This window comes from Brevundimonas sp. R86498 (genome assembly GCF_044598075.1).
Taxonomy (GTDB): Bacteria; Pseudomonadota; Alphaproteobacteria; order Caulobacterales; family Caulobacteraceae; genus Brevundimonas.
This window is the reverse complement of the sequence record NZ_CP139004.1, coordinates 2,536,048-2,560,099: the sequence shown is the minus strand read 5'-3', so window position 1 is coordinate 2,560,099 and position 24,052 is coordinate 2,536,048. Positions and strand designations below refer to the sequence as shown.

At 67.3% G+C, this 24,052-nt stretch carries 26 protein-coding genes and 1 tRNA gene; 20 read left to right on the top strand and 7 right to left on the bottom strand.

Going from position 1 to position 24,052, the window contains the following annotated elements; translation table 11 throughout:
• Positions 1-58 precede the first annotated feature (58 nt).
• The 8 genes from SJY26_RS12625 (at position 59) to SJY26_RS12590 (ending at position 12,309) form a co-directional block, all read left to right on the top strand.
• Positions 59-1,129: a LacI family DNA-binding transcriptional regulator gene (locus tag SJY26_RS12625; RefSeq protein WP_396593368.1), complete on the top strand. Its 1,071-nt coding sequence runs from the start codon at positions 59-61 to the stop codon at positions 1,127-1,129.
• On the top strand, positions 1,126-4,146 hold the full coding sequence (locus SJY26_RS12620; RefSeq protein ID WP_396593367.1) for a TonB-dependent receptor domain-containing protein: 3,021 nt from the start codon (positions 1,126-1,128) through the stop codon (positions 4,144-4,146). Before SJY26_RS12625 ends, SJY26_RS12620 begins: the two co-directional genes overlap by 4 nt.
• A gap of 104 nt (positions 4,147-4,250) precedes the next feature.
• The gene (locus SJY26_RS12615; RefSeq protein WP_396593366.1) at positions 4,251-5,672 is read left to right on the top strand and encodes a glucoamylase family protein; all 1,422 of its coding nucleotides are present in this window, start codon (positions 4,251-4,253) and stop codon (positions 5,670-5,672) included.
• Positions 5,657-6,925, top strand: coding sequence for an extracellular solute-binding protein (locus tag SJY26_RS12610; RefSeq protein ID WP_396593365.1), 1,269 nt, complete (start codon positions 5,657-5,659; stop codon positions 6,923-6,925). The genes SJY26_RS12615 and SJY26_RS12610 overlap by 16 nt, the downstream gene beginning before the upstream one ends.
• Positions 6,922-7,812, top strand: a complete 891-nt coding sequence (locus tag SJY26_RS12605; protein ID WP_396593364.1) for a carbohydrate ABC transporter permease — start codon at positions 6,922-6,924, stop codon at positions 7,810-7,812. Before SJY26_RS12610 ends, SJY26_RS12605 begins: the two co-directional genes overlap by 4 nt.
• Positions 7,809-8,624 carry a carbohydrate ABC transporter permease gene (locus SJY26_RS12600; protein ID WP_396593363.1) on the top strand — a complete coding sequence of 272 codons (816 nt, stop codon included), beginning with the start codon at positions 7,809-7,811 and terminating at the stop codon, positions 8,622-8,624. Before SJY26_RS12605 ends, SJY26_RS12600 begins: the two co-directional genes overlap by 4 nt.
• 2 nt (positions 8,625-8,626) lie before the next feature.
• Positions 8,627-11,836: a discoidin domain-containing protein gene (locus SJY26_RS12595; RefSeq protein WP_396593362.1), complete on the top strand. Its 3,210-nt coding sequence runs from the start codon at positions 8,627-8,629 to the stop codon at positions 11,834-11,836.
• 38 nt (positions 11,837-11,874) lie between these two features.
• Positions 11,875-12,309, top strand: a complete 435-nt coding sequence (locus SJY26_RS12590) for a hypothetical protein (protein WP_396593361.1) — start codon at positions 11,875-11,877, stop codon at positions 12,307-12,309.
• A 3-nt stretch (positions 12,310-12,312) separates the two neighbouring features.
• Here the strand turns inward: SJY26_RS12590 and SJY26_RS12585 are convergent, their stop codons facing one another.
• Complete coding sequence (locus tag SJY26_RS12585) at positions 12,313-12,744, bottom strand: MarR family winged helix-turn-helix transcriptional regulator (RefSeq protein ID WP_396593360.1); 432 nt, start codon at positions 12,742-12,744, stop codon at positions 12,313-12,315.
• A 67-nt stretch (positions 12,745-12,811) separates the two neighbouring features.
• Here SJY26_RS12585 and SJY26_RS12580 point away from each other — a divergent pair, with 67 nt between their 5' ends.
• Complete coding sequence (locus SJY26_RS12580) at positions 12,812-13,483, top strand: glutathione S-transferase family protein (protein WP_396593359.1); 672 nt, start codon at positions 12,812-12,814, stop codon at positions 13,481-13,483.
• A gap of 7 nt (positions 13,484-13,490) precedes the next feature.
• Here the strand turns inward: SJY26_RS12580 and SJY26_RS12575 are convergent, their stop codons facing one another.
• Positions 13,491-14,579 (bottom strand): ABC transporter ATP-binding protein, encoded by a 1,089-nt coding sequence (locus SJY26_RS12575; protein WP_396593358.1) that lies wholly within the window; start codon positions 14,577-14,579, stop codon positions 13,491-13,493.
• 95 nt (positions 14,580-14,674) lie between these two features.
• Positions 14,675-15,154 (bottom strand): outer membrane protein assembly factor BamE, encoded by a 480-nt coding sequence (locus SJY26_RS12570; RefSeq protein WP_396593357.1) that lies wholly within the window; start codon positions 15,152-15,154, stop codon positions 14,675-14,677.
• Positions 15,155-15,244: 90 nt separating this feature from the next.
• On the opposite strand from SJY26_RS12570, the gene SJY26_RS12565 reads away from it, so the two are divergent.
• The 7 genes from SJY26_RS12565 to SJY26_RS12535 all read left to right on the top strand — a co-directional run bounded on the left by SJY26_RS12565 (position 15,245) and on the right by SJY26_RS12535 (position 19,415).
• The gene (locus tag SJY26_RS12565) at positions 15,245-15,784 is read left to right on the top strand and encodes a ubiquinol-cytochrome C chaperone family protein (RefSeq protein WP_396593356.1); all 540 of its coding nucleotides are present in this window, start codon (positions 15,245-15,247) and stop codon (positions 15,782-15,784) included.
• Positions 15,781-16,311 carry a YceD family protein gene (locus tag SJY26_RS12560; protein ID WP_396593355.1) on the top strand — a complete coding sequence of 177 codons (531 nt, stop codon included), beginning with the start codon at positions 15,781-15,783 and terminating at the stop codon, positions 16,309-16,311. The genes SJY26_RS12565 and SJY26_RS12560 overlap by 4 nt, the downstream gene beginning before the upstream one ends.
• 95 nt (positions 16,312-16,406) lie before the next feature.
• Positions 16,407-17,483, top strand: a complete 1,077-nt coding sequence (gene plsX / locus SJY26_RS12555) for a phosphate acyltransferase PlsX (protein WP_396593354.1) — start codon at positions 16,407-16,409, stop codon at positions 17,481-17,483.
• On the top strand, positions 17,480-18,457 hold the full coding sequence (locus tag SJY26_RS12550; protein ID WP_396593353.1) for a beta-ketoacyl-ACP synthase III: 978 nt from the start codon (positions 17,480-17,482) through the stop codon (positions 18,455-18,457). Before plsX ends, SJY26_RS12550 begins: the two co-directional genes overlap by 4 nt.
• 80 nt (positions 18,458-18,537) lie before the next feature.
• A complete protein-coding gene (locus SJY26_RS12545; RefSeq protein ID WP_396595761.1) occupies positions 18,538-18,837 on the top strand; it encodes an integration host factor subunit alpha in 300 nt (99 codons plus the stop codon).
• The gene (locus SJY26_RS12540; protein ID WP_396593352.1) at positions 18,837-19,265 is read left to right on the top strand and encodes a MerR family transcriptional regulator; all 429 of its coding nucleotides are present in this window, start codon (positions 18,837-18,839) and stop codon (positions 19,263-19,265) included. Before SJY26_RS12545 ends, SJY26_RS12540 begins: the two co-directional genes overlap by 1 nt.
• A gap of 73 nt (positions 19,266-19,338) precedes the next feature.
• Positions 19,339-19,415: transfer RNA gene (locus SJY26_RS12535), tRNA-Pro, on the top strand.
• A gap of 47 nt (positions 19,416-19,462) precedes the next feature.
• Here the strand turns inward: SJY26_RS12535 and SJY26_RS12530 are convergent.
• The gene (locus tag SJY26_RS12530) at positions 19,463-19,699 is read right to left on the bottom strand and encodes a DUF2842 domain-containing protein (RefSeq protein WP_396593351.1); all 237 of its coding nucleotides are present in this window, start codon (positions 19,697-19,699) and stop codon (positions 19,463-19,465) included.
• On the bottom strand, positions 19,699-19,989 hold the full coding sequence (locus tag SJY26_RS12525) for a transglycosylase (protein WP_396593350.1): 291 nt from the start codon (positions 19,987-19,989) through the stop codon (positions 19,699-19,701). Before SJY26_RS12525 ends, SJY26_RS12530 begins: the two co-directional genes overlap by 1 nt.
• Before the next feature lie 93 nt (positions 19,990-20,082).
• Between SJY26_RS12525 and SJY26_RS12520 the strand changes: the two genes are divergently transcribed.
• The 4 genes from SJY26_RS12520 to argC all read left to right on the top strand — a co-directional run bounded on the left by SJY26_RS12520 (position 20,083) and on the right by argC (position 23,342).
• Positions 20,083-21,174 (top strand): COX15/CtaA family protein, encoded by a 1,092-nt coding sequence (locus tag SJY26_RS12520; RefSeq protein WP_396593349.1) that lies wholly within the window; start codon positions 20,083-20,085, stop codon positions 21,172-21,174.
• A 171-nt stretch (positions 21,175-21,345) separates the two neighbouring features.
• Complete coding sequence (gene rplM / locus SJY26_RS12515) at positions 21,346-21,822, top strand: 50S ribosomal protein L13 (protein WP_396593348.1); 477 nt, start codon at positions 21,346-21,348, stop codon at positions 21,820-21,822.
• Between the two features lie 2 nt (positions 21,823-21,824).
• A complete protein-coding gene (rpsI, locus tag SJY26_RS12510; protein WP_396593347.1) occupies positions 21,825-22,331 on the top strand; it encodes a 30S ribosomal protein S9 in 507 nt (168 codons plus the stop codon).
• 72 nt (positions 22,332-22,403) lie between these two features.
• Complete coding sequence (gene argC, locus SJY26_RS12505; protein WP_396593346.1) at positions 22,404-23,342, top strand: N-acetyl-gamma-glutamyl-phosphate reductase; 939 nt, start codon at positions 22,404-22,406, stop codon at positions 23,340-23,342.
• On the opposite strand, the gene SJY26_RS12500 is transcribed toward argC, so the two are convergent.
• Complete coding sequence (locus tag SJY26_RS12500; protein ID WP_396593345.1) at positions 23,335-23,721, bottom strand: type II toxin-antitoxin system VapC family toxin; 387 nt, start codon at positions 23,719-23,721, stop codon at positions 23,335-23,337. The two genes, argC and SJY26_RS12500, sit on opposite strands and share 8 nt — an antisense overlap.
• Positions 23,718-24,017: an AbrB/MazE/SpoVT family DNA-binding domain-containing protein gene (locus SJY26_RS12495; protein WP_396593344.1), complete on the bottom strand. Its 300-nt coding sequence runs from the start codon at positions 24,015-24,017 to the stop codon at positions 23,718-23,720. The genes SJY26_RS12500 and SJY26_RS12495 overlap by 4 nt, the downstream gene beginning before the upstream one ends.
• Positions 24,018-24,052 lie beyond the last annotated feature (35 nt).

The following is a 24,052-nucleotide window of genomic DNA, read 5'->3' as shown; positions in this document are numbered from 1 at the left end:
GCGTGAACCGCATCCAGCCCCACACAGCCATCGGCAGTGCGCCGACAGGGCCGACGTCGTGAAAGCCGCGACGATCCGCGATGTGGCGGAGCGTGCCCGGGTGTCCGTGGCCTCGGTGTCGCGCGTGCTGACCGGTGCAGGTGCGGTCACCGCACCCACCCGGCTGAGGGTGATGGAGGCCGTTGAGGCCCTGTCCTATGTGCCCCATTCCGGCGCTCGCAGTCTGTCGACCAGCCGGACCGATACGGTCGGCGTTATCCTGCCGGACCTGTTCGGCGAGTTCTTCTCCGAGTTGATTCGCGGCATGGACCTGGCGGCGCGCGCCAGCGGCCTGCATCTGATCGTATCCAGTTCGCATGACGACGCCTCGGAGGCCGCAGCCGCGATTCGCTCCATGCGCGGGCGGGTCGATGGTCTGATCGTGCTGTCGCCCCACCTCGACTCGGTCAACCTGGCCGCCAGCCTGACGGGACGTCTGCCGGTCCTGCTGATGAACGGCGGGGCGGATGACGCCGGCCGGCCCTCGATTGTGGTCGACAACGTCGGCGGCGCGGTGACGGCGGTGGAGCACCTGCTGGCGCTCGGACGCCGCCGGATCGCCCACATCGGCGGTCCGGCCCGAAACCTTGAGGCGCATCAGCGCGAGGCTGGCTATGTCCAGGCCATGCGCGCGACCGGGGCGGAGCCCCGGGTTGTGGCCGGGGACTTCACCCAGGGCTCCGGGCATTCCGCCGCCCGGGCGCTTGTGGCCGGGCCCGACAGGCCGGATGCGATCTTCGCCGGCAACGACATGATGGCCATCGGCGCGCTGATCGCGCTGCAGGAAGCCGGTCTGCGCTGCCCCGAGGATGTGGCGCTCGTCGGATTCGACGATGTTCCGATTTCCGCACTCGTGCAGCCCGCCCTGACCACGCTTCGCGTCGATATCGTCGGGACCGGCCGGCACGCCATGGAACGGCTGGTCGCCCTGATCGCTGCCAGCACCGCCGGGGCCGCACCGGACGGCACCTGCGAAACGCTTCGCCCCCAACTCGTCATCCGCCAGTCCACTGGCGGCCTTCAGTCCCCTGTTGTCGATCCCGCGCCGCGGGTCACCCCTCACATCGAATCGAACGGAGAACCCGCATGACCCGAATGACCCTGCGCAACCGCGCCCTCGGCGCAGCCTCCGCCCTCGCGGTCGCGACCACCCTGCTGGGGGCCGGCGCTGCCGCCGCCCAGTCGACCACCTCGACCCTGCGGGGCACCATCTATGAAGGGGCCGCCCCGGAAGCAGGCGGGACGATCGTCGCGCGGGATGTGGACACCGGCTTCGTGACGCGCGGGCGCATCTCCGAGTCGGGCACCTATGTGCTCAACGGTCTGCGCCCCGGCACCTACGAGGTGACGGTCACCAGCGCTGACGGCCAGAGCGGCACGGACACGGTGACCCTGTCCGTGGGGCAGGTGGCAACGCTGGACCTCGACGTCGCGGCAGCCGGTATGGCCTCCACCGCCGAGGGGACCGATCTGGGTGACATCGTCGTCACCGGACGGCGGATCTTCGAGGTCCGGACCTCGGAAGTCGCCACCAACGTCAGCCAGCAGCAGATCAGCGCCCTGCCTCAGGTGGACCGCAACTTCCTTAACTTCGCCGCACTGGCTCCCGGCGTCGTGGTCAGCCAGGACCCGGCCGAGCGCACCATCGCAGCCGGTGCCCAGTCGGCCAACGCCATCAACGTTTTCATCGACGGGCAAAGCCAGAAGTCGAACATTCTGGACGGCGGTTTCGCCGGTCAGGACGACAGCCGCGGCAATCCCTTCCCCCAGGGAGCCATCCGTGAGTTCCGGGTCCTGACCCAGAATTTCAAGGCCGAGTACGAGCAGGCGTCCTCGGCAATCATCACCGCCGTGACCGCCTCGGGCACGAACGACTTCCACGGTGAGGTCTTCGTGACCTACCAGGACTCGGACTGGCGCTCGCAGGACATCTTTTCGGAGCGGCGGGGGCAGGCGAAGCCCCAACTCGATCGAATGGAGTATGGTGCCACCATCTCCGGCCCGATCATCCAGGACCGGCTGCATTTCCTGGCCAGCTATGAGCGCAAGGACGAGACCCGCTCCAACTCCGTGTTCCTGAACCGGACGGAGTTCACCAATCTGTTCGCCGACGAGCTCGGCGTGTTCGAAGCGCCATTCGAACAGGACCTGTATTTCGGCAAGCTGTCGTGGCAGATCGACGACCGTCAGATCGTCGATCTGACCGCGACCTACCGCACCGAGCAGGACATCCGCGACTTCGGTGGCCAGAACTCCTACAGCCGCGCCAATGCGATCAACAACGAGACCCAGTCCGTCGTGCTGCGGCACCAGTACCAGGGCGACGCCTTCCTGAACGTCGCGTCGATCGACTACCGGCAGTCGCTGTACAACCCCCAGGCGCTGAACTTCTCGGACTCGGGCCAGCAGTACCGGGTCTACCGTGATGCGAGTGCGACCACCCCGGGATTCCAGTTCGACTACAACCAGAGCGACTTCATCTTCGGTCGCGGTGGCGGCACCAACAACCAGAATATCGAAGACACGGTCGTCACCTTCCGCAACGACCTGACCTTCAACGAGATCGAGTTCTACGGCTTTCACACGGTCAAGATGGGCGTGCGTTACGCCATTCATGACTATTCGGTCGCCAAGTTCTTCAACCGGAACCCGCAGTTCTCCTATGACGTGACGGGCACGGTTCTCGGCAGCTCGACCATCCCGCTGCAGGTGACCTTGAACCTGCCGACCGTTCCGGCTGAAGTGACCAACAAACAGACCGGGCTCTATATCCAGGACGACTGGCAGATCACCGACAAGCTGGAACTCAACCTCGGCATCCGCTGGGACTATGAGGACAACGGCGTCAACAACGACTATGTGACGCCAGACAACGTTCGTCAGGTGCTGGCGGCGTTCGAGACACGGGCCGCATACGCGCCGCCCGTCAATGTTGACGACTATATCTCGGACGGTGACCGTGACGCTTTCACGGGGGCCTTCCAGCCGCGGATCGGCTTCTCCTATGATATCTTCGGTAACGAACAGACGGTTCTGTTCGGTGGGGCTGGCCGGTACTACGATCGGATCGGGTTCAACTTCGCCTTCTCCGAGCGTTATTCGCCGGTCAACCGCAGCCGCCAGATTTTCTTCTCGCCCAATGGCGGTGCGTTCGGCGGGCGCACGGACACGATCGCCTGGCGTCCGGAGTACGGGACGACGGCGGGTCTCGACACCCTGCTGGGCGGGACCCAGGGCCGTGGCGAGATCTTCCTGATCCGCAACGACGCGCCATTGCCCCACACCGACCAGTTCAACCTGGGCGCGCGCCAGAAGTTCGGGGACATCCAGACTGCGGTCACCTTCTCCTATGCCAAGACGGAGAATGAGTATGGCTGGTACCGGCTGAATGTGAACGACGCCAACGCGATCGTCGTGCGGCCTTCGGAGTTCACCGACCCGGCGACCGGTCAGCCCTATGCCTATAACGACAGCGTCTTCTATTCGGACCACGATCGCGAGCGCACCTACAAGGCCATGTATGTGACGATCGACCGGCCCTACACCCAGGACAGCGGCTACGGCTTCAACATCGCCTATACCCTGGCCGATGGCGAGCAGAACGGCAGCCGCGACCAGAGTCAGGGGGCCTTCGACTTCGACTATGCCACCCTGGACGCCTCGCCCTACTTCAACACGCCGGGCGTGGAGCGGCACCGGATCGTCGCTTCCGGGACCCTGCGTCTGCCGATGGACTTCATGCTGTCCTCGGTCGTCACCCTCGGCTCGGGCCGTCCGTTCACCATCGGCAACGTCGGCGGCGGGGCCAAGCCGGACTGGTTCGCGGGCTATCCGGACAGGCGCGCCTTTCTGCCGGGGCTGAACTTCGCCACGCGTCAGGTCGATCTGAGACTGAGCAAGGTCTTCACCGTGTTCGGCGAACAGACGGTCGAGGCGATGCTGGATGCGATCAACGTGTTCGATTTCCGCAACTACAACGGCTACAACACCGGCCTGCGGTTGAACAACAACACGCCGCTGGCGGACTTCAACCCGCTGTTCGGCGCGCCGACCTCACAGGCCCTCCCGACCCGCACGATCCAGCTGGGCCTGCGCTACCGGTTCTAGACGACGGTCTGACCCTGGCCGCCCCCGGATCCCCGGGGGCGGCCATTTCCGTTTCTGCAGGGGTGGACGTGATCCTGCCCCTGGTTTTGCGTATGAGGTTGCCCATGGATCGTCGCCGTTTTCTGATGGGTTCGACGGTGGCCGGGGCGATGCTGGCAGCCGGCGGCTGTGCCCCCGTGTCTGTGGCCGCGGCCCTGCCGCTCGACTCCGACGTGGCCGAGCTGCAGCGGCGGACCTTCGACTGGTTTGTCCATGTCACCGACCGCGAGCGGGGCCTGACGCCCGACCGCTGGCCCAGCCCGTCCTTCTGTTCCGTGGCGGCGGTGGGCTTCGCGCTGACCTGCTGGCCCGTCGGAGTGGAGAATGGCTGGATGACGCGGTCCGAGGCCCGGACCCGGACGCTGAACACCGTCCGGTTCTTCCACGATGCGCCCCAGGGGCCCGGGGCGACCGGCACGACCGGCTACAAGGGGTTCTTCTATCATTTCCTGAACCGGGAGACGGGGCACCGGCATGGCCGGGTCGAGCTGTCGACCGTGGACACCACCCTGCTGCTGGGCGGCATGCTGTTCGCCGCCCGCTGGTTCGACGGCGAGGACGCGGAAGAGGCCGAGATCCGGCGGCTAACCCAGGCCATCTATGACCGGGTCGAATGGGATTGGGCGGTCGTGCGGCCGAACCGGATCACCATGGGCTGGCACCCCGAGACCGGCTTCATCCGGGCCGACTGGAATGTCTACAACGAGGGCATGCTGGTGCTCTTGCTGGCCATGGGCAGCCGGACCCATCCGGTGTCGCCCGATGTCTGGACAGAGTGGTGCAGTGTCTATGACCGCAGCTGGACCGAGGACTACGGCCCGGCTCACCTGCATTTCCCGCCGATGTTCGGGCACCAGTACAGTCATATGTTCGTCGATTATCGCGGCATTCGCGATCCGTGGCTGAGGGCCAAGTCGGCCGAGATCGGTCCGTTCGACTATTTCGAGAACAGCCGCCGGGCGGTGCAGGGCCAGCGCGACTATGCGATCAGCAACCCGGGGGGCTGGGACGGTTATTCGGCCGAGATCTGGGGTCTGACCGCCTGCGACGGCCCCGGCGATTTCCGCCAGGTGATCGATGCCCGCGAGCGCCAGTTCTTCAGCTATTCGGCCCGGGGACCCGGAGACCGGGATGACGGGACGCTCGCCCCGACGGCCGCCATGGCCAGCTATCCGTTTGCGCCGGATGAGGTCACAGCCTGTCTGAAGGCGATGAAGGCGCGCTATCCGGCCGTCTACACGCCGTGGGGATTTCTCGATGCCTTCAACCCGACCCTGACGGAGCGGGAAGGGCGGCTGCAGCACGGGGCCATCGTTCCCGGCTTGGGCTGGGTCGCCGACGACTATCTGGGCATCGACCAGGGGCCGATCGTGATCATGATCGAGAACGCCCGGTCGGACCTGGTGTGGCGGCACATGCGCGGCGAGCCGAACCTGACGCGGGGCCTGCGGCTGGCGGGCTTTGACGGCGGATGGCTGGACGCGTGATCGATCGGCGGGCCGCGCTGGGACTGATGGCGGGCGCGGCGCTGGGTGGATGCGGTCGTCAGGACGGGATCACCCGGCTGACCGTCTGGGCCATGGGCAATGAGGGGACGCATCTGCCGGCCCTGTTGCCCGCCTTTCACGCTGCCAATCCCGGCATCCGCGTCCAGGTCCAGCCCCAGCCGTGGGGCGCGGCGCACCAGAAGCTGTTGACCGCCTATGCCGGCAACTCGCTGCCGGACGTCAGCCAGGTCGGCAACACCTGGGTGGCGGAGATGGCGGCGATCGGGGCGCTGTCGCCGACGCCCCCGGCGGCCGCCGACCTGTTGCGGGACCAGTTTCCGGCGGTGCTGGAGACCAATGCGATCGCCGGCCGGGCCATGGCCACGCCCTGGTATGTCGACACCCGGCTGCTGTTCTACCGGACCGATCTTCTGGCCCGGGCCGGATATGAGGCGGTGCCGGGCGACTGGGCCGGGTGGAAACGGTCGCTGCATGCGGTGAAACGGGTGGCGGGCGAGGGGGCTTACGCGATCCTGATGCCTCTGAACGAATTTGAGCAGTTGCTGACCTTTGGTCTACAGGGCGATCAACCATTGCTTCGTGATCGGGACAGCCGGGGCAATTTCGCCAGCGAGAGCTTTCTGGCCGCCCTGTCGTTCTACAAGAGCCTGTTCGACGAGGGCCTGGCCCCTGTGGTGACGGCGGCCCAGATCTCGAACGTCTGGACCGAGTTCGCGCGGGGCCTGTTCAGCTTCTATTTCTCCGGTCCCTGGACCATCGGCGACATGAAGTCCCGGCTGCCGGCGGAGGTCCAGCCGTACTGGATGACGGCGGGGGTGCCGGGGCCTGACGGACCCGGGGCGTCGGCCCCCGGGGGCTCGTCTCTGGCCGTGTTCCGGTCGTCGCCGCATCAGGACGCGGCCTGGGCGCTGGTGCGGTATCTGTCCGAGCCGGCGGTGCAGGCGCGGTTCAATGTCCTGACCGGAGACCTGCCGGCCCGGCCCTCGGCCTGGGCGGCGCCCGCCGTGGCCTCCGACCCCTATATCGCGCCCTTCCGGGATCAGCTGGCACGGGCTCGGGCGGTGCCCAAGGTACCGGAGTGGGAGCGGATCGTGACCGAGATGCAGATCGTCGCCGACCGGATGGTGCGGGGCCAGTTTACGGTCCGGGAGGCCGGGGCCGAGATCAACCGCCGGGCCGATCGCCTGCTGGAGAAACGCCGCTGGATGCTGGATCAGGGGCGGGCGGCATGATCGCGGCGAGAGAACGGGCCGCGTGGGGCTTTGTGGCCCCGGCCCTGATCGCGATCGCCGTCTTTTTCGTGGTGCCGGTCGTGGGGTCGCTGCTGCTCAGCGTCACCGATTTCGACATCTATGCCCTGGCTGATCTCGGCAATCTGCGGTTCGTCGGTCTGCAAAACTATGAGCGGCTGCTGACCAATCCGCTATTCTGGCAGGCGATGCGGAACACGGTCTGGTTCAGCGTTCTGGGCGTGCCCCTGACGATTGCGGCGTCGCTGGGCGCGGCGGTGATCCTGAACGCGCGGACGGTGAAGTGGCGGCCAATATGGCGGGTCATCTTCTTCGCGCCGTTCGTGACCACCCTCGTGGCCACGGCGGTGCTGTGGAACTATCTGCTGCACACCCGCTACGGGGTCATCAACTGGGTGATCACCAGTCTGGGTCTGCCCGCCGTCGACTGGCTGGGCGATCCCGCGACTTCGATCCCGGCGATCCTGATGTTCGTGGTGTGGAAGACCTTCGGCTACAACATGCTGATCTTTCTGGCCGTGCTTCAGACCGTGCCGGACGACCTTTATGAGGCCGCGCGGATCGACGGGGCCGGGCCCTGGAGCCGGTTCCGGCATGTCACCGTGCCCGCCATCGCCCCGACCCTGCTGCTGGTGTCGATCATCTCGGTGGCGGCCTTCTTCCAGCTGTTCGCCGAGCCCTATGTGATGACCCAGGGTGGGCCAGCGCAGTCGACCGTGACCGTGCTGTATTTCATGTACGAGGAGGGCTTCAAATGGTGGAACCTGGGCTCCGCCAGCGCCGTGGCCTTCATCCTGTTCCTGTGCATCTTCGCGGTGACGATGGTGCAGCTGGCCGTGTCGCGCCGGCTGGGCGGAGACCACACGTGAAGGCGCGCGTCCTGCTGCTGAACCTCGGCGTGGCCGCGATCGGACTGGTCGTGCTGTTTCCGCTGCTGTGGATGCTGTCGGTCAGCGTTATGGCCACAGGCGAGGCCGCGACCTTCCCCCCGCCCTTGCTGCCCGCACGGCCGACGCTGGAACACTATCGCGACCTGTTCGTGAACCAGGGCATGGGGCGCTATATGGCCAACAGTTTCGCCCTGGCCACGCTGGCGACGGGACTGGCGCTGGGGTTCACGGTTCCGGCCGGCTATGCCTTCGCCAAGCTGCGGTTCCGGGGGCGTGACCGGCTGTTCCAGGCCCTGATCGGGGCGCTGGTCATCCCGGCCCAGATCGGGACCCTGCCGTTGTTCCTGATGCTGAAGTCCATGGGGCTGGTGAACACCTATGCCGGCGCGCTGGTGCCATGGCTGGCCTCGATCTTCGGCCTGTTCCTCGTGCGCCAGTATGCCCTGTCGATCCCGGACGAGATGCTGGAGGCGGCGCGGGTTGACGGGGCCAGCGAGGGGCAGATCTTTCGCCGGATCGTCCTGCCGACCCTGTCGCCGATCCTCGTGACGCTGGGCCTGTTCGTGTTTCTGGGCAGCTGGAACGATTTCCTGTGGCCGCTGATCATCCTGACCGACCAGTCGAACTATACGCTGCCGGTGGCGTTGGCGGCCCTGTCGCGCGAACATGTGCAGGATATCGAGCTGATGATGGCCGGGGCGGTGATCACCGTGGCCCCGGTCCTGATCCTGTTTCTGGCCCTGCAGCGATTCTACATCCGCGGCATGCTGGCCGGGAGTGTCAAAGGTTGAACATGCGTTTGTTGCTGGGCCTTCTGGCCATCTTCGTCATCACGGCGCCGGCTTACGCCCAGTCGACGCGGACGCTGGATTCGTTCGAAGACCTGTCGGCGTGGACCGCTGATGCCTCGACGGATGTCTCCTCGATCCTGTCCGTTGCCTCCGGAGTGCGCGGCAAGGCGCTGCGGCTGGACTATGATTTCAATGGCCGCTCGGGCTATGCCTTCGCAGCGCGTGCGCTGTCATTTCAGGCTCCCGAAAACTACGAGATCACGTTCCGGATCCGGGGCGAGGGCCCGGCCAACACCTTCGAGGTCAAGTTCACGGACGCGGGCGGAGAGAACGTCCACTGGAACCAGACCCGGCAGTATGTCGCGCCCGAGGGCTGGACCCGGTTCACAATCAAGCGGCGACAGATCGTCTGGGCCTGGGGTCCCAACGCCGACCGAACCTTTCGGGGGGCCGAACGGATCGAGTTCGTGGTCACGGCCGGGGAGGGTGGCCGCGGCTTTATCGAGATCGACGATCTGACCCTGCGGACCCTGCCGCCGGAGCCGTCAGTTGCCCCGCGGCCGGTGGCCGAGGCGACGAGCGAGGACGGAACCGCGACCGCGTCACAGGCCGTGGACGATGACCCGGCCACCGTCTGGCGGACGACGGAGGCGGGGGCCCAGTCCCTGACGCTGGATCTTGGTTACGAGCGGGAGTTCGGCGGCCTGACCCTGCACTGGGTCGAGGGCCGGGCGGCGTCGCGCTATCGCGTCATGGCCTCGGGCGACCGGCGGTCGTGGCGCGAGATCGCCCGTGTCGACGGCGGCGACGGCGGGACCGACTGGCTGATGACCACGGAGGCCTCGGCCCGCTGGCTGCGGCTGGACCTGATCGAACCCCAGGCCGCCCTGGATGTCGGGGGCCAGATGGGCGCCGGCTTCGGCGGCGGACAGGCAGCGGCCGCCCACTACGCCCTTGCCGATCTGCGCATCGAGCCTCTGGCCTTCGGTGAGGACGAGACGGCCTTCCTGACCGCCGTGGCCGCCCAGAGCCGGCGGGGCCTTTATCCGCGCGGCTTCCGGGGGGAGCAGCCCTACTGGACCCTGGTCGGTGTCGACGGGGGCGGCGAGAGCGGGCTGATCTCGGAAGACGGGGCCATCGAGCTGAAGCGCGGCGGGCCGTCGATCGAGCCCTTCATGCTGGACGACGGCCGGCTGGTGACCTGGTCGGATGCGCGGATCGATCAGGCGCTGGTGGCGGACGACCTGCCGATCCCGACCGTGACCTGGGCCCATGACGACTGGACCCTGAAGGTCACGGCCATGGCCGAGGGGGTGCCCGATGCGGCGGCCCTCTACGGGCGCTACGACCTGACCAATACCGCGCGCCGGGCGCGGACCCTGACGCTGGCGCTTGCGACCCGGCCAATTCAGGTCAATGGGCCGGTGCAGTTCCTCGCGGTGCCGGGCGGCGCCAGTCCGATCCAGCAGGTGCAGTGGACCGGAGCCGAACTGGTGCTGAACGACGCCCTGCGAATCCAGCCGCTGGTCGCGCCGGACGAGGTGCGGCTGGCGACCTTCGCCGCCGGGGCCGATCCGCAGAGCCTGCTGGCCCGCGGCCCTGACGCCCGCCGGGATGCGGACGTGGAGTCCGACCGGACCGGCCTGATGAGTGGAGCCCTGTTGTATACGGTGACGCTGCAGCCGGGCGAGACGCGCAGTTTCGGCTGGGTGGCGGCGCTTGCGGGGCCCAGACCGGCCCTGCCGGCGACGGGCGCGGTGTCGGCGGCGCTGGATACGGTCGAGGCCCGCATCACGGCGGGCTGGCGCGAGAAGCTGGACCGGTTCGACCTGATCACGCCGCCGGAAGGCCAGCGGATCGAGGACACGATGAAGTCGTCCCTCGCCCATATGCTGATGTCGCGTCAGGGGGCGGTGCTGCAGCCCGGCACGCGGAGCTACAATCGCTCATGGATTCGCGACGGGGCCATGATGGCCGAGGGGCTGAACCGGCTGGGCCATGCCGATCTGAGTCAGGACTATCTGCGCTGGTACGCGCCGTTCGTGTTCGACAACGGCAAGGTGCCGTGCTGCGTCGATGCCCGGGGGGCGGATCCCGTTCCCGAGAACGACAGCCACGGGGAGTTCATCTTCCTCGCCGCCGAGACGTACCGCTACACCGGCGACCTGACCCAGTTGCGGGCGGTGTGGCCGCAGGTGCAGGGCGCGATCGCCTATATGGACGCCCTGCGTGCCTCGACCCGGACCGAGACCAACCGTACGCCGGCGACCCGTCACTTCCATGGCCTGCTGCCGCCGTCGATAAGTCATGAGGGCTATTCGGATAAGCCAGCCTGGTCCTACTGGGACAATTTCTGGGGCCTGCTCGGTTATCGCGATGCGATCGAGATCGCGACGGCGCTGGGGGAGACGGAGGCAGCGGCCCGGTTCGAGACCGCGCGCGCCGAGTTTCTGGCCGATGTGGTCGCCTCCATCGGCGGGACGGCCATGTATCACCGGATCGACTGGATCGCCGGGGCCGCGGACCGGGGCGACTTCGACGCCACCTCGACCACGATTGGCCTGTCCCCGGGCGGTCTGCAGGCCGAGCTGCCGCGGGGACTGATGATCCGGACGTTCGAGAAATACTGGGAGAACTTCACCGCCCGGCAGGCCAACCGGACCGCGTGGCGGGATTACACGCCCTATGAGCTGCGCACCGTCGGGGCGTTTGTGCGGCTGGGCCAGAGGGACCGGGCCATGGCGGCGCTCGACTTCTTCCTCGCTGACCGTCGGCCCCGCGCCTGGAACGGCTGGGCCGAAGTCGTGGGCCGGGATCTGCGTGAGCCGCGCTTCATCGGCGACATGCCCCATGCCTGGATCAGCTCGGACTACATCCGCTCGGCGCTCGACCTGTTCGTTTACGAGCGCGACGTGGACCATGCCCTGGTGCTGGCGGCGGGCCTGCCGATGCGCTGGATCGACAGCGCGACGGGGGTGGGCGTCCGCGAGGTCCGCACGCCCTATGGCGCGTTGACCTACGGGCTGCGGCGACGGGCGGGGGTGACCGTGCTGACCCTGTCGCCGGGCGTGACACCGCCTGGCGGGTTTGTCCTGCCCTGGCCGGAAGGCGAGACCCTGCCGACCCGGGTCCGGATCGACGGTCGCAATGCGGAGTGGACGGAGCGGGAACTGGCCATTCCCGCGGGCGCGCGGCGGGTCGAACTGCGCTGACGCTTTTCCGGACGCGGGTGAGGCGGTAGAGCACGGGCATGAGACAGACCCTCCGCCGCCTTCTCGACCTGCCCGGTGTGGCTGACCTCGAGGCGAAGGCATTGATGAAGCCCGGCTATGCCGATCCGTCGCGCCGCGATGAGTTTCCCGAGGTGGACGCGGTGCTGGTCGATATCTTCGGCCTGACGGCGGAGCAGGCCGAGGACGCGGCCCGGCCGGACGACTGGGACGGGATCGAGCGACTGTCTTCGGCGGATCAGGCCGAGGCGTTCGAGGCCGGGGGCTGGGATGTCCGGGACGCGAAGCGGAAGCCGTTGCGGATGCTGGCGGTGATGGCGGAGCCACTGGCTCTGGCCATGCGCGGCGTGGCGGGGACGCTGCCCGAGGCGCCGTTCGTGCCGGAACCGGCCGAGGAAAAGAGCGACTGGGGTTCGGGGCTGGCGGCCGAGGCGGCCAGGTTCCGGAAGCGCTGAGAGTCAGGACAGCCGGTTGAGGGCGGTCCTGAGGGCCTCCCCGCCGCCGTCGAGGCCCGACTCGATGTCCGCGTGCACCGCGCGCCAGACGGGTGTTGCGGCTGCAAGCAGGGTGGAGCCCTGCGGGGTCAGACTCGCCCGTCGGCCACGGCGGTCGCTGCGATCGACGTCGAGGGACACGGCCCCCATCCGCTCCAGCGGCTTAAGGTTCGCCGTCACCGTCGAGCGATCCATGCCCAGCAATAGAGCGACGGCCCCGATCGTCGGCGGGTCCGGACGGTTGAGACTGTTCAGGATGGAGAACTGGCCTGACGTGATCCCGAGGGCGCGGAAGGCGGTGTCGAATCGGCGTGACAGCGTGCGGGCCGCCCGCTGGGCATGCAGGCATAGGCAGGTGTCCCGCACATGCAGGGTAGTGGCGTAGGGCTCTGGCACCGCTTGCGTCATGGATTTGAGTATGTTGATATCAACATAAATGGTCAATGAACGACGGAGCCGCCCCATGAACCGTGTCACCGCCTTTGGCTGGGTGCCGTCTTTCGCCCAGGGATCGGTCCGTGACCTGCGGGTGCGCTGGGCGCTCGAGGAGGCGGGCGTCCCCTATGGCGATCACCTGATCGGGCCGGAGGATCAGGCGTCGCCGGCCTACCGGGCCCTGCAGCCCTTCGGTCAGGTGCCGGTCTATCGCGATGACAAGGTCCAGATGTTCGAGAGCGGCGCGATCGTTCTCTATATCGCCCAGACCTCGGACGCCCTGATGCCAACGGATCAGGCGGGCCGGGCCATGGTCATGACCTGGCTGTTTGCCGCTTCAAACAGTGTGGAGCCGATGGTCGGGGAGCTGGCCGGGATGGACCTGTTTCACGCCGGTGAGGACTGGGTGGCGGCACGCCGGCCCCAGGTAGAGACGATGCTCAGGAAGCGACTGGCCGATCTGCAGTCGGCCCTGGGAGAGCGGAACTGGTTCGCCAACGACGTCTTCAGCGCTGCGGACATCATCATGACGGCCGTGCTGCGCGACCTGCGTCACACCGCGATCCTCGCGGACTATCCGGCGTTGGCCGCCTATGTCGCGCGCTGCGAGGGGCGTCCGGCATTCCGCCGAGCCCTCGCGGACCAGCTGGCCCCCTTCCGGGCGGCCGAGGCGAGCCAGCCGGAGCTGGCCGGGCGCTGACCCGCCGCTACAGTCGCCGGAAGGCGAGACCGTCCGCGTCGAACAGATGGGCTCGATCAGCGCCGACGTACAGGGTCAGGCGCTCGCCGACGGATGGGCGCACATCGCCGGGCAACTGCACCGTCAGGGTCTCGGTCGTGGCCGGATGGGTCACATAGGCATAGGTGGCGTGGCCGAGGGTCTCGACGAAGGCGACCGTCGCGGTGATGGCGTCACCGGGGCCGTGCAGTAACCAATGCTCGGGCCGGACGCCGAGGACGACCGGCTGACCGGGGCGGGTCCCGGCCGCGTGCACGGCGACCCGCACGGTCTCACCCGCAGTCGTCCGGACGACCGCGGCGGTTGCCGAGGCCTCGACCACCTCCGCCGGGATCAGGTTCATCTTCGGGCTGCCGATGAAGCCAGCGACGAAGCGGGTGCGGGGGTGTTCGTAGAGTTCCATCGGGGTGCCGACCTGTTCCACCACGCCGCTGTTCAGAACCACGATCCGGTCGGCCAGGGTCATGGCCTCGACCTGGTCGTGGGTGACATAGATCATGGTGGTCTTGAGCCGCGCGTGCAGGCTGGCGAACTCGTAGCGCATACGGACGCGAAGGGCCGCGTCGAGGTTGGACAGGGGCTCGTCGAACAGGAAGACCTCGGGCTCGCGCACAATGGCCCGGCCGATGGCGACGCGCTGGCGCTGGCCGCCGGACAGGGCCTTCGGCTTGCGGTCCAGCAGGTCGGTGATGTTCAGGGTTTCAGCGGCGGCGCTGACGCGGCGCTCGATCTCGGCCCGGTCGGTCTTCGCCAAGGTCAGGCCGAAGGCCATGTTCTGGCGCACGCTCATATGGGGGTAGAGGGCGTAGGACTGGAACACCATGGCGATGCCCCGGTCGGACGGAGAGAGGGCGTTGACGACCCGGCCGCCGATGGCAACCTCGCCGGTGTCCGCCTCTTCCAGTCCGGCGATGACCCGCAGCAGGGTGGACTTGCCGCACCCGGACGGGCCGACGAAGACCACGAACTCGCCGTCGGCGATGTCGAGGTCGACCCCCTTGAGCACCTCGGTGGCACCGAACGCTTTGCGAATGTCGCGAAGGGCGACGTTGGCCATACTGTGTTCCGTCCCGGCGAGCTTGTTTTGACGCGACTGTAAGCGGTTACAGTTTGCGCGCAAACAATCCTTCTCCCCTGCGGGAGAAGGATTCTCTAGTCCGGGCGGCGCTGGCCGGGGACGTCCTCGTCGGTGCGCGGCAGCTGGCCACGGCCGACGTTGCCCAGAAGCTGTTCCAGGATCGTCAGCTGGCGGCCGCGGGTCGGGGTCTCGCGATCGTTCATGGCCAGTTGCTGGCCATCCTCGAGACCCAGGCTGCGGACCTCGGTCACCTTGTCATCGGCCTTGTCGAACGTGATCACCGTGACCGTGCGCCGGGCCACCTGCGGGCGGTTGTAGGTGTAACGCTCCGAGGTCTGGGAGATGTAGTACCAGATATTGTCCTCGAAGGTGGACACGGCCGAGGGCGAACCCAGCTGGGCCAGGACCGTGGACTTGGTGTCCGTCCCGGCGACGATGTCCTTGGGATTGACGTCCACGACCTGGAAGCCGTGGTTGCCCACGACGGGCGCGCAGGCGACGGCCAGCGGCGCGAGCGCGGCGAAAAGGGCGAGGCGAACGACGGCTTTATTCATGGAAACGGGCGCCTGCGACGAAACAAGGTCTTTGACCTAACCGGACCCGCGTCCTAGTTCAACGGCGCGGCGGAAAAGGGGCCGCAAACCATGCTGAAGAACCTGTTCCGATCCCGATCCGCTGAACGGCCCGGCCTCGCCCTCTATGCGCAGGCGGTCGAACAGGCGCGCCGGCCCGAATTCTACACCATACTGGGCGTCTCCGATGAGATTGATGCCCGGTTCGAACTCTACACCCTGCACGTCCTGTTGTTGGTCCTGCGGCTGAAGGACGAGCCGGGGGCCGGGGCGGAACGCGGGGCCGATGCGGGCCAGGACCTGTTCGACGTCTATGTATCCGCCCTCGATCACGCCCTGCGCGAACTGGGCGTCCACGACGTCACCATCGCCAAGAAGATGCGCAAGCTGGGCGAGGCCCTGTATGGCCGGATGACGGCCTATGAGGGGCCGATCCGTTCCGGTGATGCCGCCGCCCTGTCCGCCGGCCTCGCCCGCAATGTCTATGAGAGCGACGATCCCGTCCGCGCCGCGGCCCTGACCGCCTATGCCCTGACGGCCCGGACCGGTCTGGAGGCCCAGCCGCTGGAGACCGTCCTGACGCGACCGCAATGGCCCGAGGTGGCAGCATGAACCCCGATCACCGTCTGCCCTTCAGCGATGTCGTACGGATCAATGAGATCGGTGCCGGCCTGACCCGTACCCTTGTGCCCGACGACGCGGCCCGGGCCCTGATCGTCAAGGCGCTGGATCTTGGGTCGCTGGAAAGGTTCGAGGCGGAGCTGGCGCTGGTGCCCGGCAGAGCCGGCTGGACCCTGAACGGCCGCGTGATCGCGCGGCTGGAGCAGATCTGCGGAATCACGCTGGAGCCTTTGCCGGTCGCGATCGACGAGCGATTCTCGGTCGAACTGGTTGAACCAACCGAGCGCGAACCCGACGAGGTCGAGGTCGAGATCACGCTCGACGACGACGCGCCCGATGTCATCGAGGACGGGCGAATCGATCTGGGTCAGTATGCGGTGGAACAGCTGGCCCTCACCCTGGACCCGTTCCCGCGCAAGCCGGGGGCCGAATTCGTCCAGCCGGAAGAACCCGCCGAGATCTCGCCCTTTGCCGTGCTGAAGGCCTTGCGGACGAAGGACGGCGACGAAAAAAGCTGACCCTGCGTCGGTGCCGTTTGCATCCGCGCGGCGCGACGGTATCCTGCGTTCAGCAGACCGCGCCGCCGTGACGGCGCACCGGAGTTTCCGAACCCTTGCCAACCCCCACCCTGATCTCGCTCGACGCCATGGGCGGCGACCTTGGCCCGCCCGTCGTCGTCGGCGGGATCCGCGACTACATCCAGCGCCACGGCGGCCAGGACGTGCGCTTCCTTGTGCACGGTGACGAGGCGGCCATCGTGACGGAGCTGGCCCGGTTCAATCTGACCACGGACGTCTGCGACATCCGCCATACCGACAAGGTCGTGGCCTCCGACGAAAAGCCGGCCCAGGCCATGCGCCGGGGCAAGGGTTCCAGCCTGTGGAATGCGATCGAGGCGGTGAAGACCGGCGAGGCCGGCGCGGTCGTTTCCGCCGGCAACACCGGGGCCCTGATGGCCATCTCCAAACTGATCCTGCGCATGTCCGCCCCGGGTCTGGAGCGGCCGGCCATTGTCGCCAGCTGGCCGACCCTGCGCGGCGTCACCGCCGTGCTGGACGTCGGGGCCAATATTGAGAGCGACGCGGAACAGCTGGTCGAGTTCGCCATCATGGGCGAGGCCTTCCATGCCGCCGTCCACGGCAGTGTCCGGCCGACCATCGGCATCCTCAACGTCGGCTCCGAGGACGTGAAGGGTCATGAGGAGGTCCGTGAGGCGGCCCGCCTCCTGCGCGAGGGCGGGCTGGGCCTCAACTATCACGGCTTCGTCGAGGGCGACGACATCGCCAAGGGCACGGTCGATGTGGTCGTCACCGACGGGTTCACCGGCAATATCGCGCTCAAGACGGCCGAGGGCGTGGCGCGGTTCATCTCGACCCTGCTGAAACAGGCCCTGACCTCAAGCCTGCAGGCCAAACTGGGCGCGGCCATTGCCATGCCGGCCCTGAAGACCATGGCCCAGAAGATCGATCCCAGCGCCATCAACGGCGGCCCCCTGCTGGGCCTGAACGGTATTGTCGTGAAAAGCCATGGCGGGGCGGACGCCAGGGGCTTCGGCAACGCCATCCGCATCGCCGTCGATCTGGCGCGCAGCGACTATCTGAAGACCGTCGGGGCCAATCTGGGCCGTCTCGATGCCGTGCTGCACCAGCCCCAGGCCCCGGTTGTTCCTGTCGAAGAGAGCGTTTCGTGAGTCTTGTCCGCAGCGCCGTCACCGGTGTCGGCTCCTTCCTGCCGGAACAGGTGGTCACCAACGCCGACCTGTCGAAATTCGTCGACACCTCGGACGAGTGGATTATCGAGCGGACCGGTATCCGCCAGCGGCATCAGGCGCGCGAGGATCAGCTGACCAGCGATCTGGCGGTCGAGGCGGCGCGACGCGCCCTCGAGGACGCCGGCCGTACGGCCGCCGACGTCGACATGATCATCGTGGCGACCACCACGCCTGACCTGACCTTTCCGGCCACGGCCTCGATCGTCCAGCGCAAGCTGGGTGCCCCGGTCTGTATCGCCTTCGACGTCCAGGCCGTCTGTTCGGGCTTCGTCTACGCCCTGAGCGTCGCCGACGGCTTCGTGGCGCGGGGCCTGTCGAAATGCGCCCTCGTCATCGGGGCCGAGGAGATGACCCGGCTGATGGACTGGACCGACCGCACCACCTGCGTCCTGTTCGGCGACGGGGCCGGGGCCGTGGTGGTCGAGCCGCGCGAAGGGCAGGGGACCTCCGCCGACCAGGGCATCCTGGGCTTTGCCCTGCGCTCGGACGGCACCAAGACCGATCTGCTGTATGTCGACGGCGGCCCGTCCAGCACCGGAACGGTGGGCCATCTGCGGATGGCGGGCAACCAGGTGTTCCGCCATGCCGTGGTGAACATCGCCGAGGCCATCACCGGGGCCTGCGCCGCCGCCGGCATCACCGTCCCCGAGGTCGACTGGTTTGTGCCACATCAGGCCAACCAGCGGATCATCAAGGGCGTCGGCGACCGGCTGGGTCTGGACGAGAACAAGGTCATCTCGACCGTCGCGATGCACGCCAACACCTCGGCCGCCTCCATCCCGCTGGCGCTCGACAGCGCCATCCGGGACGGACGAATCAAGCGCGGTGATCTGGTTCTGCTGGAAGCCATGGGCGGCGGCCTGACCTGGGGGGCCTGCGCGTTCCGCCTTTAACGATCCGGGGGCTTTGACTTCGCGGGCTTTTCGCCTCTTATGAGCGGGTCGGGACCACGGGGAGACAGACTTTGGGCGAAGTGCAAACCTTGACGCGTGCGGATCTGTGCGACGCCGTCCACGAGGAAGTGGGCCTGTCGCGGCAGGAATGCGCCTCTCTGGTCGAGCGGACACTGGACCTGATTGTCGAGAGTCTGGAACGGGGCGAGACGGTCAAACTGTCCGGATTCGGCGTCTTCCAGGTGCGCGACAAGCGGGCCCGGATGGGGCGAAATCCCAAGACCGGCGAGCCGGCGACGATCAACTCCCGCCGGGTGATCAGTTTCCGGGCCTCCCAGATCATGAAGTCGCGCGTTCACGGCGCGGTCAACGGCGCCTGATGGCCAAGAGCCCCAACGCTTTCCGGACGATTTCGGAAGCTGCGGAGGCGGTCGGGGCCCCGCAGCATGTGCTGCGGTTCTGGGAAACGAAATTCCCCTTTGTCGCGCCGGTGAAACGGGCCGGCGGGCGGCGATTCTACCGACCCCAGGATGTGATCGTGCTGAAGGCCATCCGGCGGCTTCTGCATGACGAGGGGCTGACGATCCGGGGCGTGCAGCGGCTGTACCGGGAACAGGGGTTGGCCCGTCTGGCGGCCTATGGCGACCCGTCCGCCCCTTTCAGCATGGACGCGGTTCCCGGCGAGCCCGGAGACACCCATACCCGAGAAACCCATCCGGAAGGCCCGGTGGACGAGGTCCGGCTGCGTCGGCTGCTGGCGGAAATCGAGAGTGCCCGAGCCCGGCTGGATGCGGTTCTGGCGGGCTGAGGCGAACGATCCGTCGGCGGATGCGAATTGGGGTTTGCGGCGACGCCAACCCCCCGCTATAGGACCGGCCTCTCGGAGCGTGGCGCAGCCTGGTAGCGCACTTGACTGGGGGTCAAGGGGTCGCAGGTTCGAATCCTGTCGCTCCGACCATCGATTTTCGATCGTCGGATTTTAGGGGGTCGCTTTCGGGCGGCCCCTTATTCTTTGGCCTCCGCGTCGGTCCGTTGACGGCCCCACATGGACTTGCCCTCGGCCCAGGACAGCAGGGGCAGCAGGGGAATCCCCCAGGCCGTGCCGGCAATGCCGTAGAAGGCGAGGGTCGCCAGCGGGTGATCGGGCACCCGGGTGCCGATGGCGATCACCAGCCAGACGTAGAAGACGAGGAAGACGACGATCCCGAGGGAGGCGATCGCCCGGCGCGCGCGAAGGCCCATCAGCGTGTGTTCCGGAACAGATAGAAGGTGATCAGGCAGGCGACGGTCCCGACGCCCGCCCAGATCATCCAGCCGGTTTCATCCATGGTGGCGACCCCGAAGACCCGCACGGCGAGAAATCCGCCGCAGAGCGCGCCGGTCCCGGCGACCAGGGTGGCGGCGAACAGACCCCGGCGCCCGGTCAGCGAATCGGCGATCCAGCCCAGGGCGAAGACGCCCACGACCGCGATGATGATGTCGGCGTACTCCAATCGGGCCTCCCGGCGGGCCGCCGTGCGACCTCGCGTCATGACTTCAGACTTTGATCTCGCCACGATCGGGGAGCATATCGCCCCCGTCGCCGCGATTGGCGTCACTGTATCTGTCGGAGCGTCGGGCGTCGAATGAACCGTTTCAGCAGCGGCGATCAGTCCAGACCGGTTGCGATCTGGCTGTTCTTCACCGCCGCCATGGTGTTCGCCATGGTGGTGATCGGCGGGATCACCCGGCTGACCGGATCGGGGCTTTCGATCACGGAATGGAAGCCGATCATGGGGGCCCTGCCGCCCCTGAACGCGGCCGACTGGACCGAGGCGTTCGAGAAATACAGGGCCATTCCCCAGTACCAGCTGGTCAATGCGGGCATGAGCATGGCCGAGTTCCAGACCATCTTCTGGTGGGAATGGGCGCATCGGCTGTTCGGGCGGTTGATCGGGGTCGTCTTCGCCATCCCTTTCATGATCTTCCTGATCCTGCGCTTCCTGCCCGAGCGGTCGATGCTGGGGCGACAAGCCATGCCGACGCGGCTGATCTGGCGTTGCGCCCTGCTGCTGGGGTTGGGGGGGCTGCAGGGGCTGATCGGCTGGTGGATGGTCTCGTCGGGCCTGTCCGAACGGGTCGATGTCGCGCCTGAGCGGCTGACCACCCATCTGGGCCTGGCCTTCATCATCTTCGCCGGCCTGATCTGGACCGGGCTGGAGGCCTGGTCGGGTTCGGAGCTCAACCGCCCGCCGGCCGGCTGGAGCCGGGGCGCGACGGTGCTGCTGGCCGCCGTCTTCATCCAGTGTCTGCTGGGCGGGCTGGTGGCCGGGGCCAAGGCGGGCTTCATCTATACCGACTGGCCGCTGATGAACGGCCAGGTCCTGGCCCCCGTCGACTGGGGCCTCGGGGGCCTCGCCTTCCTGCACGATCACGCCCTCGTCCAGTTCAATCACCGGATCTGGGGCTATGGCCTGCTGATCGGGGCCACCGTCTATGCGGTCCAGGCCTGGCGCTGGCGGCTGGCCGAGGGTCTGGGTCTGGCCGCCTTCGTGGTGGTCGGATCCATCTGGCTGCAGGCGGCCCTCGGGGTGGTAACCCTGATCCACGTCGTGCCGATCTGGCTGGGCGGTCTGCACCAGGCCGGCGCAGCGATCGTCCTGGCCCTCGCGACCGCCAATCTGTGGCTGGTCCGGCGCTCCCAGCCCCGGCTTTTCATGTCCGGACCGCGTCTGTAGGTGGAGATCGGTGCGGTATTTTAATACCGCTATCGGAAAATCGTTTAGATACAGAGGCGTAGTGGATATTCCGCGACACAACCGGCATTGACGGCCGGGAGTGCATCCTCTACTGACCCGCCTTCGCTCGCGCCGGACCGTCCGGGGCGACCCTCCGATCGGGAAACCCTCATGCTGAAGAGCACCACGGCTGCGTTGAAGCCGTCCGAGGTCGACAAGAAGTGGATCGTCATCGACGCCGAAGGCGTCGTCGTCGGCCGTCTCGCGACCTTCATCGCCATGCGCCTGCGTGGCAAGCACCTGCCGACCTACACCCCCCACGTTGACTCGGGCGACCATGTCGTCGTCGTCAACGCCGACAAGGTGGTGTTCACCGGCAAGAAGCTGACCGACAAGGTCTACTATCGCCACACCGGCCACCCGGGCGGCATCAAGGCGACCACCCCGCAGAAGGTCCTGAACGGCCGCTTCCCCGAGCGCGTGCTCGAGAAGGCCGTCGAGCGCATGCTGCCCAAGGAAAGCCCGCTGGCCCGCCAGCAGATGACGCACCTGCGCATCTTCGCCGGCCCGACCCACACGCACGACGCCCAACAGCCGGAGACGATCGACTTCAAGTCGATGTCCGCCAAGAACTTCCGGAGCCTCTGATCATGACCGACGTGCAGAACGACGCGCCCGCCGCGACCGGTTTCGACGCCCTCAAGGGCCTCGCCACCTCGGACAACGGCTACGACAACTCGGCCCCGGTCTATGAAAAGAAGATCGACGCCCAGGGCCGCGCCTATTCGACCGGGAAGCGCAAGAACGCCATCGCCCGCGTGTGGGTGATGCCGGGCACCGGCAAGTTCACCATCAACGGCAAGGACCAGCTGCAGTATTTCGCCCGCGAAATCCTGCGCATGATGATCGCCCAGCCGCTGGTCGTCTGCGGTCGCGAGACCGAGTTCGACGTGGTCTGCACTGTCGAGGGCTCGGGCCTGTCCGGCCAGGCCGGCGCCATCCGCCACGGCCTGTCGCACGCCCTGACCCACTATGAGCCGGCCCTGCGCCCGGTCCTGAAGCCGCACGGCTTCCTGACCCGCGACAGCCGCGTCGTCGAGCGCAAGAAGTACGGCCGCGCCAAGGCTCGCCGTTCCTTCCAGTTCTCGAAGCGCTAGGCCGTTTCACCACGGTTGGATGGGGGCGCTTCGGGACACCGAAGCGCCCTTTTTCTTGGGCGGAATGAAGCCATGACCCATACCATCTTCATCGACGGCGAGGCCGGGACCACGGGGCTGGAGATCCGCCAGCGGCTGGCGGGCCGGGGGGATCTCGACTTCATCTCCCTGACCGGCGACCGCCGGAAGGACCCGGCCGCCCGGGCCGAGGCGTTGAACGCGGCGGATGCGGTGATCCTTTGTTTGCCCGACGATGCGGCGAAGGAGGCCGTGGCCATGATCGAGAACCCGGACGTCCGGGTCATCGACGCCTCGACCGCCTTCCGGGTCGCCACCGGCTGGACCTATGGCTTTCCCGAGATGGATGCGGTCCAGCGCGGCGAGATCGTTGGCTCGCGCCGGGTGTCCAATCCGGGCTGCTATCCCACCGGCTTCATCGGCCTGGTGCGACCCCTGGTGAAGGCGGGTCTGATCCCCGCCCACTGGCCGCTGACGGTGAACGCCGTCTCGGGCTATTCCGGAGGTGGAAAATCAATGATTGCCGAGTTTGAACAGGGGAAGGGCGCACCGGCCTTCCGCGCCTATGGCCTGTCCCTGCGCCACAAGCACGTGCCCGAGATGACGCGGCATGCGGGCCTCCGCCACGACGTCCTGTTCGCTCCCGCCGTCGGCCACTATCGCCAGGGCATGCTGGTCGAGGTGCCGCTACAGCTGTCGGCCCTGCCCGAGACGCCCTCGATCGACCGCCTGCACGGGGCGCTTGTGGAGGCCTATGACGGCTGCCGTTTCGTCGAGGTCGCGGGTCTGGATGACACCGACGCCATGACCGGTATGGATCCCGAGGGGCTGAACGGCACCAACCGGATGCGGCTGCATGTGTTCGGCGATCGCGACGGCCATCAGGCCCGGCTGGTGGCCCTGTTGGACAATCTCGGCAAGGGAGCCTCAGGCGCGGCGGTCCAGAACCTCAATCTGATGCTGGGACTGGACGAGGCGACCGGGCTCAGCTGATCAGGACGACCTCGGGCGCACCGGCGCGGGCGAAGCGCCGGTCGAACGTCGCCACGTCCCTGCACCTCGCGCGGGCGGCTTCATGGAGTACGACCCCGTCGGAGAAGTCCGCGCCCGCGGCCAGCATGGCAAGGCCCGCATGGGCCGCCTCGCGATCCAGATGAATCCTGTCCACCTCCATCAGACGTTGCAGAATGGTCGCAAGCCGATCGGGAGGCCGTCGATAGACACTGCGCAGGACCCAGGCCAGTTCGCACAGGACGATATTGGCGATGAAGATGTCCTCGTCACCACTGAACACATTTTCCGCCTGGGCCGTCAGGACCGGATCATCCCGTTCGAAGATCCGGACCAGCACATTGGTGTCGACCGCCCTCACGCGGCCTCGCCGTCATCCAGGGCTGACCCATCCGCCTGAGGCAGACCGCTTTCCACGGCACCCCGACCGATTCCGGCCTGGATTTCGGCCTCGGTGACCGGTGGCCCCGGCCGCGGCTCGAACAGACTGAACAGGGACGACATCGGCTTTCGCTCGCGAAGCGGCTCCAGCTGCACCTTGCCGCCCGGCATCATGACCAGCTCAAGCCGGTCTCCGGAGCGAACACCCATATGATCGAGGACACCCTTTTTCAGGGTGATCTGGCCCTTCGATGTCGGCTTGATGATCGTGGTCATGGCGCACACCTCCAGAGGTAATGTAACGTCTCCAT

Excerpts from the sequence above, each read along its gene's own strand:
- SJY26_RS12620 (WP_396593367.1), top strand. The coding sequence starts at position 1,126 with ATGACCCGAATGACCCTGCGCAACCGCGCCCTCGGCGCAGCCTCCGCC.
- SJY26_RS12615 (WP_396593366.1), top strand. The coding sequence starts at position 4,251 with ATGGATCGTCGCCGTTTTCTGATGGGTTCGACGGTGGCCGGGGCGATG.
- SJY26_RS12610 (WP_396593365.1), top strand. The coding sequence starts at position 5,657 with ATGGCTGGACGCGTGATCGATCGGCGGGCCGCGCTGGGACTGATGGCG.
- SJY26_RS12605 (WP_396593364.1), top strand. The coding sequence starts at position 6,922 with ATGATCGCGGCGAGAGAACGGGCCGCGTGGGGCTTTGTGGCCCCGGCC.
- SJY26_RS12595 (WP_396593362.1), top strand. The coding sequence starts at position 8,627 with ATGCGTTTGTTGCTGGGCCTTCTGGCCATCTTCGTCATCACGGCGCCG.
- SJY26_RS12590 (WP_396593361.1), top strand. The coding sequence starts at position 11,875 with ATGAGACAGACCCTCCGCCGCCTTCTCGACCTGCCCGGTGTGGCTGAC.
- SJY26_RS12580 (WP_396593359.1), top strand. The coding sequence starts at position 12,812 with ATGAACCGTGTCACCGCCTTTGGCTGGGTGCCGTCTTTCGCCCAGGGA.
- SJY26_RS12575 (WP_396593358.1), bottom strand. The coding sequence starts at position 14,579 with ATGGCCAACGTCGCCCTTCGCGACATTCGCAAAGCGTTCGGTGCCACC.
- SJY26_RS12570 (WP_396593357.1), bottom strand. The coding sequence starts at position 15,154 with ATGAATAAAGCCGTCGTTCGCCTCGCCCTTTTCGCCGCGCTCGCGCCG.
- SJY26_RS12565 (WP_396593356.1), top strand. The coding sequence starts at position 15,245 with ATGCTGAAGAACCTGTTCCGATCCCGATCCGCTGAACGGCCCGGCCTC.
- SJY26_RS12560 (WP_396593355.1), top strand. The coding sequence starts at position 15,781 with ATGAACCCCGATCACCGTCTGCCCTTCAGCGATGTCGTACGGATCAAT.
- SJY26_RS12540 (WP_396593352.1), top strand. The coding sequence starts at position 18,837 with ATGGCCAAGAGCCCCAACGCTTTCCGGACGATTTCGGAAGCTGCGGAG.
- SJY26_RS12530 (WP_396593351.1), bottom strand. The coding sequence starts at position 19,699 with ATGGGCCTTCGCGCGCGCCGGGCGATCGCCTCCCTCGGGATCGTCGTC.
- SJY26_RS12525 (WP_396593350.1), bottom strand. The coding sequence starts at position 19,989 with ATGACGCGAGGTCGCACGGCGGCCCGCCGGGAGGCCCGATTGGAGTAC.
- SJY26_RS12520 (WP_396593349.1), top strand. The coding sequence starts at position 20,083 with ATGAACCGTTTCAGCAGCGGCGATCAGTCCAGACCGGTTGCGATCTGG.
- rplM (WP_396593348.1), top strand. The coding sequence starts at position 21,346 with ATGCTGAAGAGCACCACGGCTGCGTTGAAGCCGTCCGAGGTCGACAAG.
- rpsI (WP_396593347.1), top strand. The coding sequence starts at position 21,825 with ATGACCGACGTGCAGAACGACGCGCCCGCCGCGACCGGTTTCGACGCC.
- argC (WP_396593346.1), top strand. The coding sequence starts at position 22,404 with ATGACCCATACCATCTTCATCGACGGCGAGGCCGGGACCACGGGGCTG.
- SJY26_RS12495 (WP_396593344.1), bottom strand. The coding sequence starts at position 24,017 with ATGACCACGATCATCAAGCCGACATCGAAGGGCCAGATCACCCTGAAA.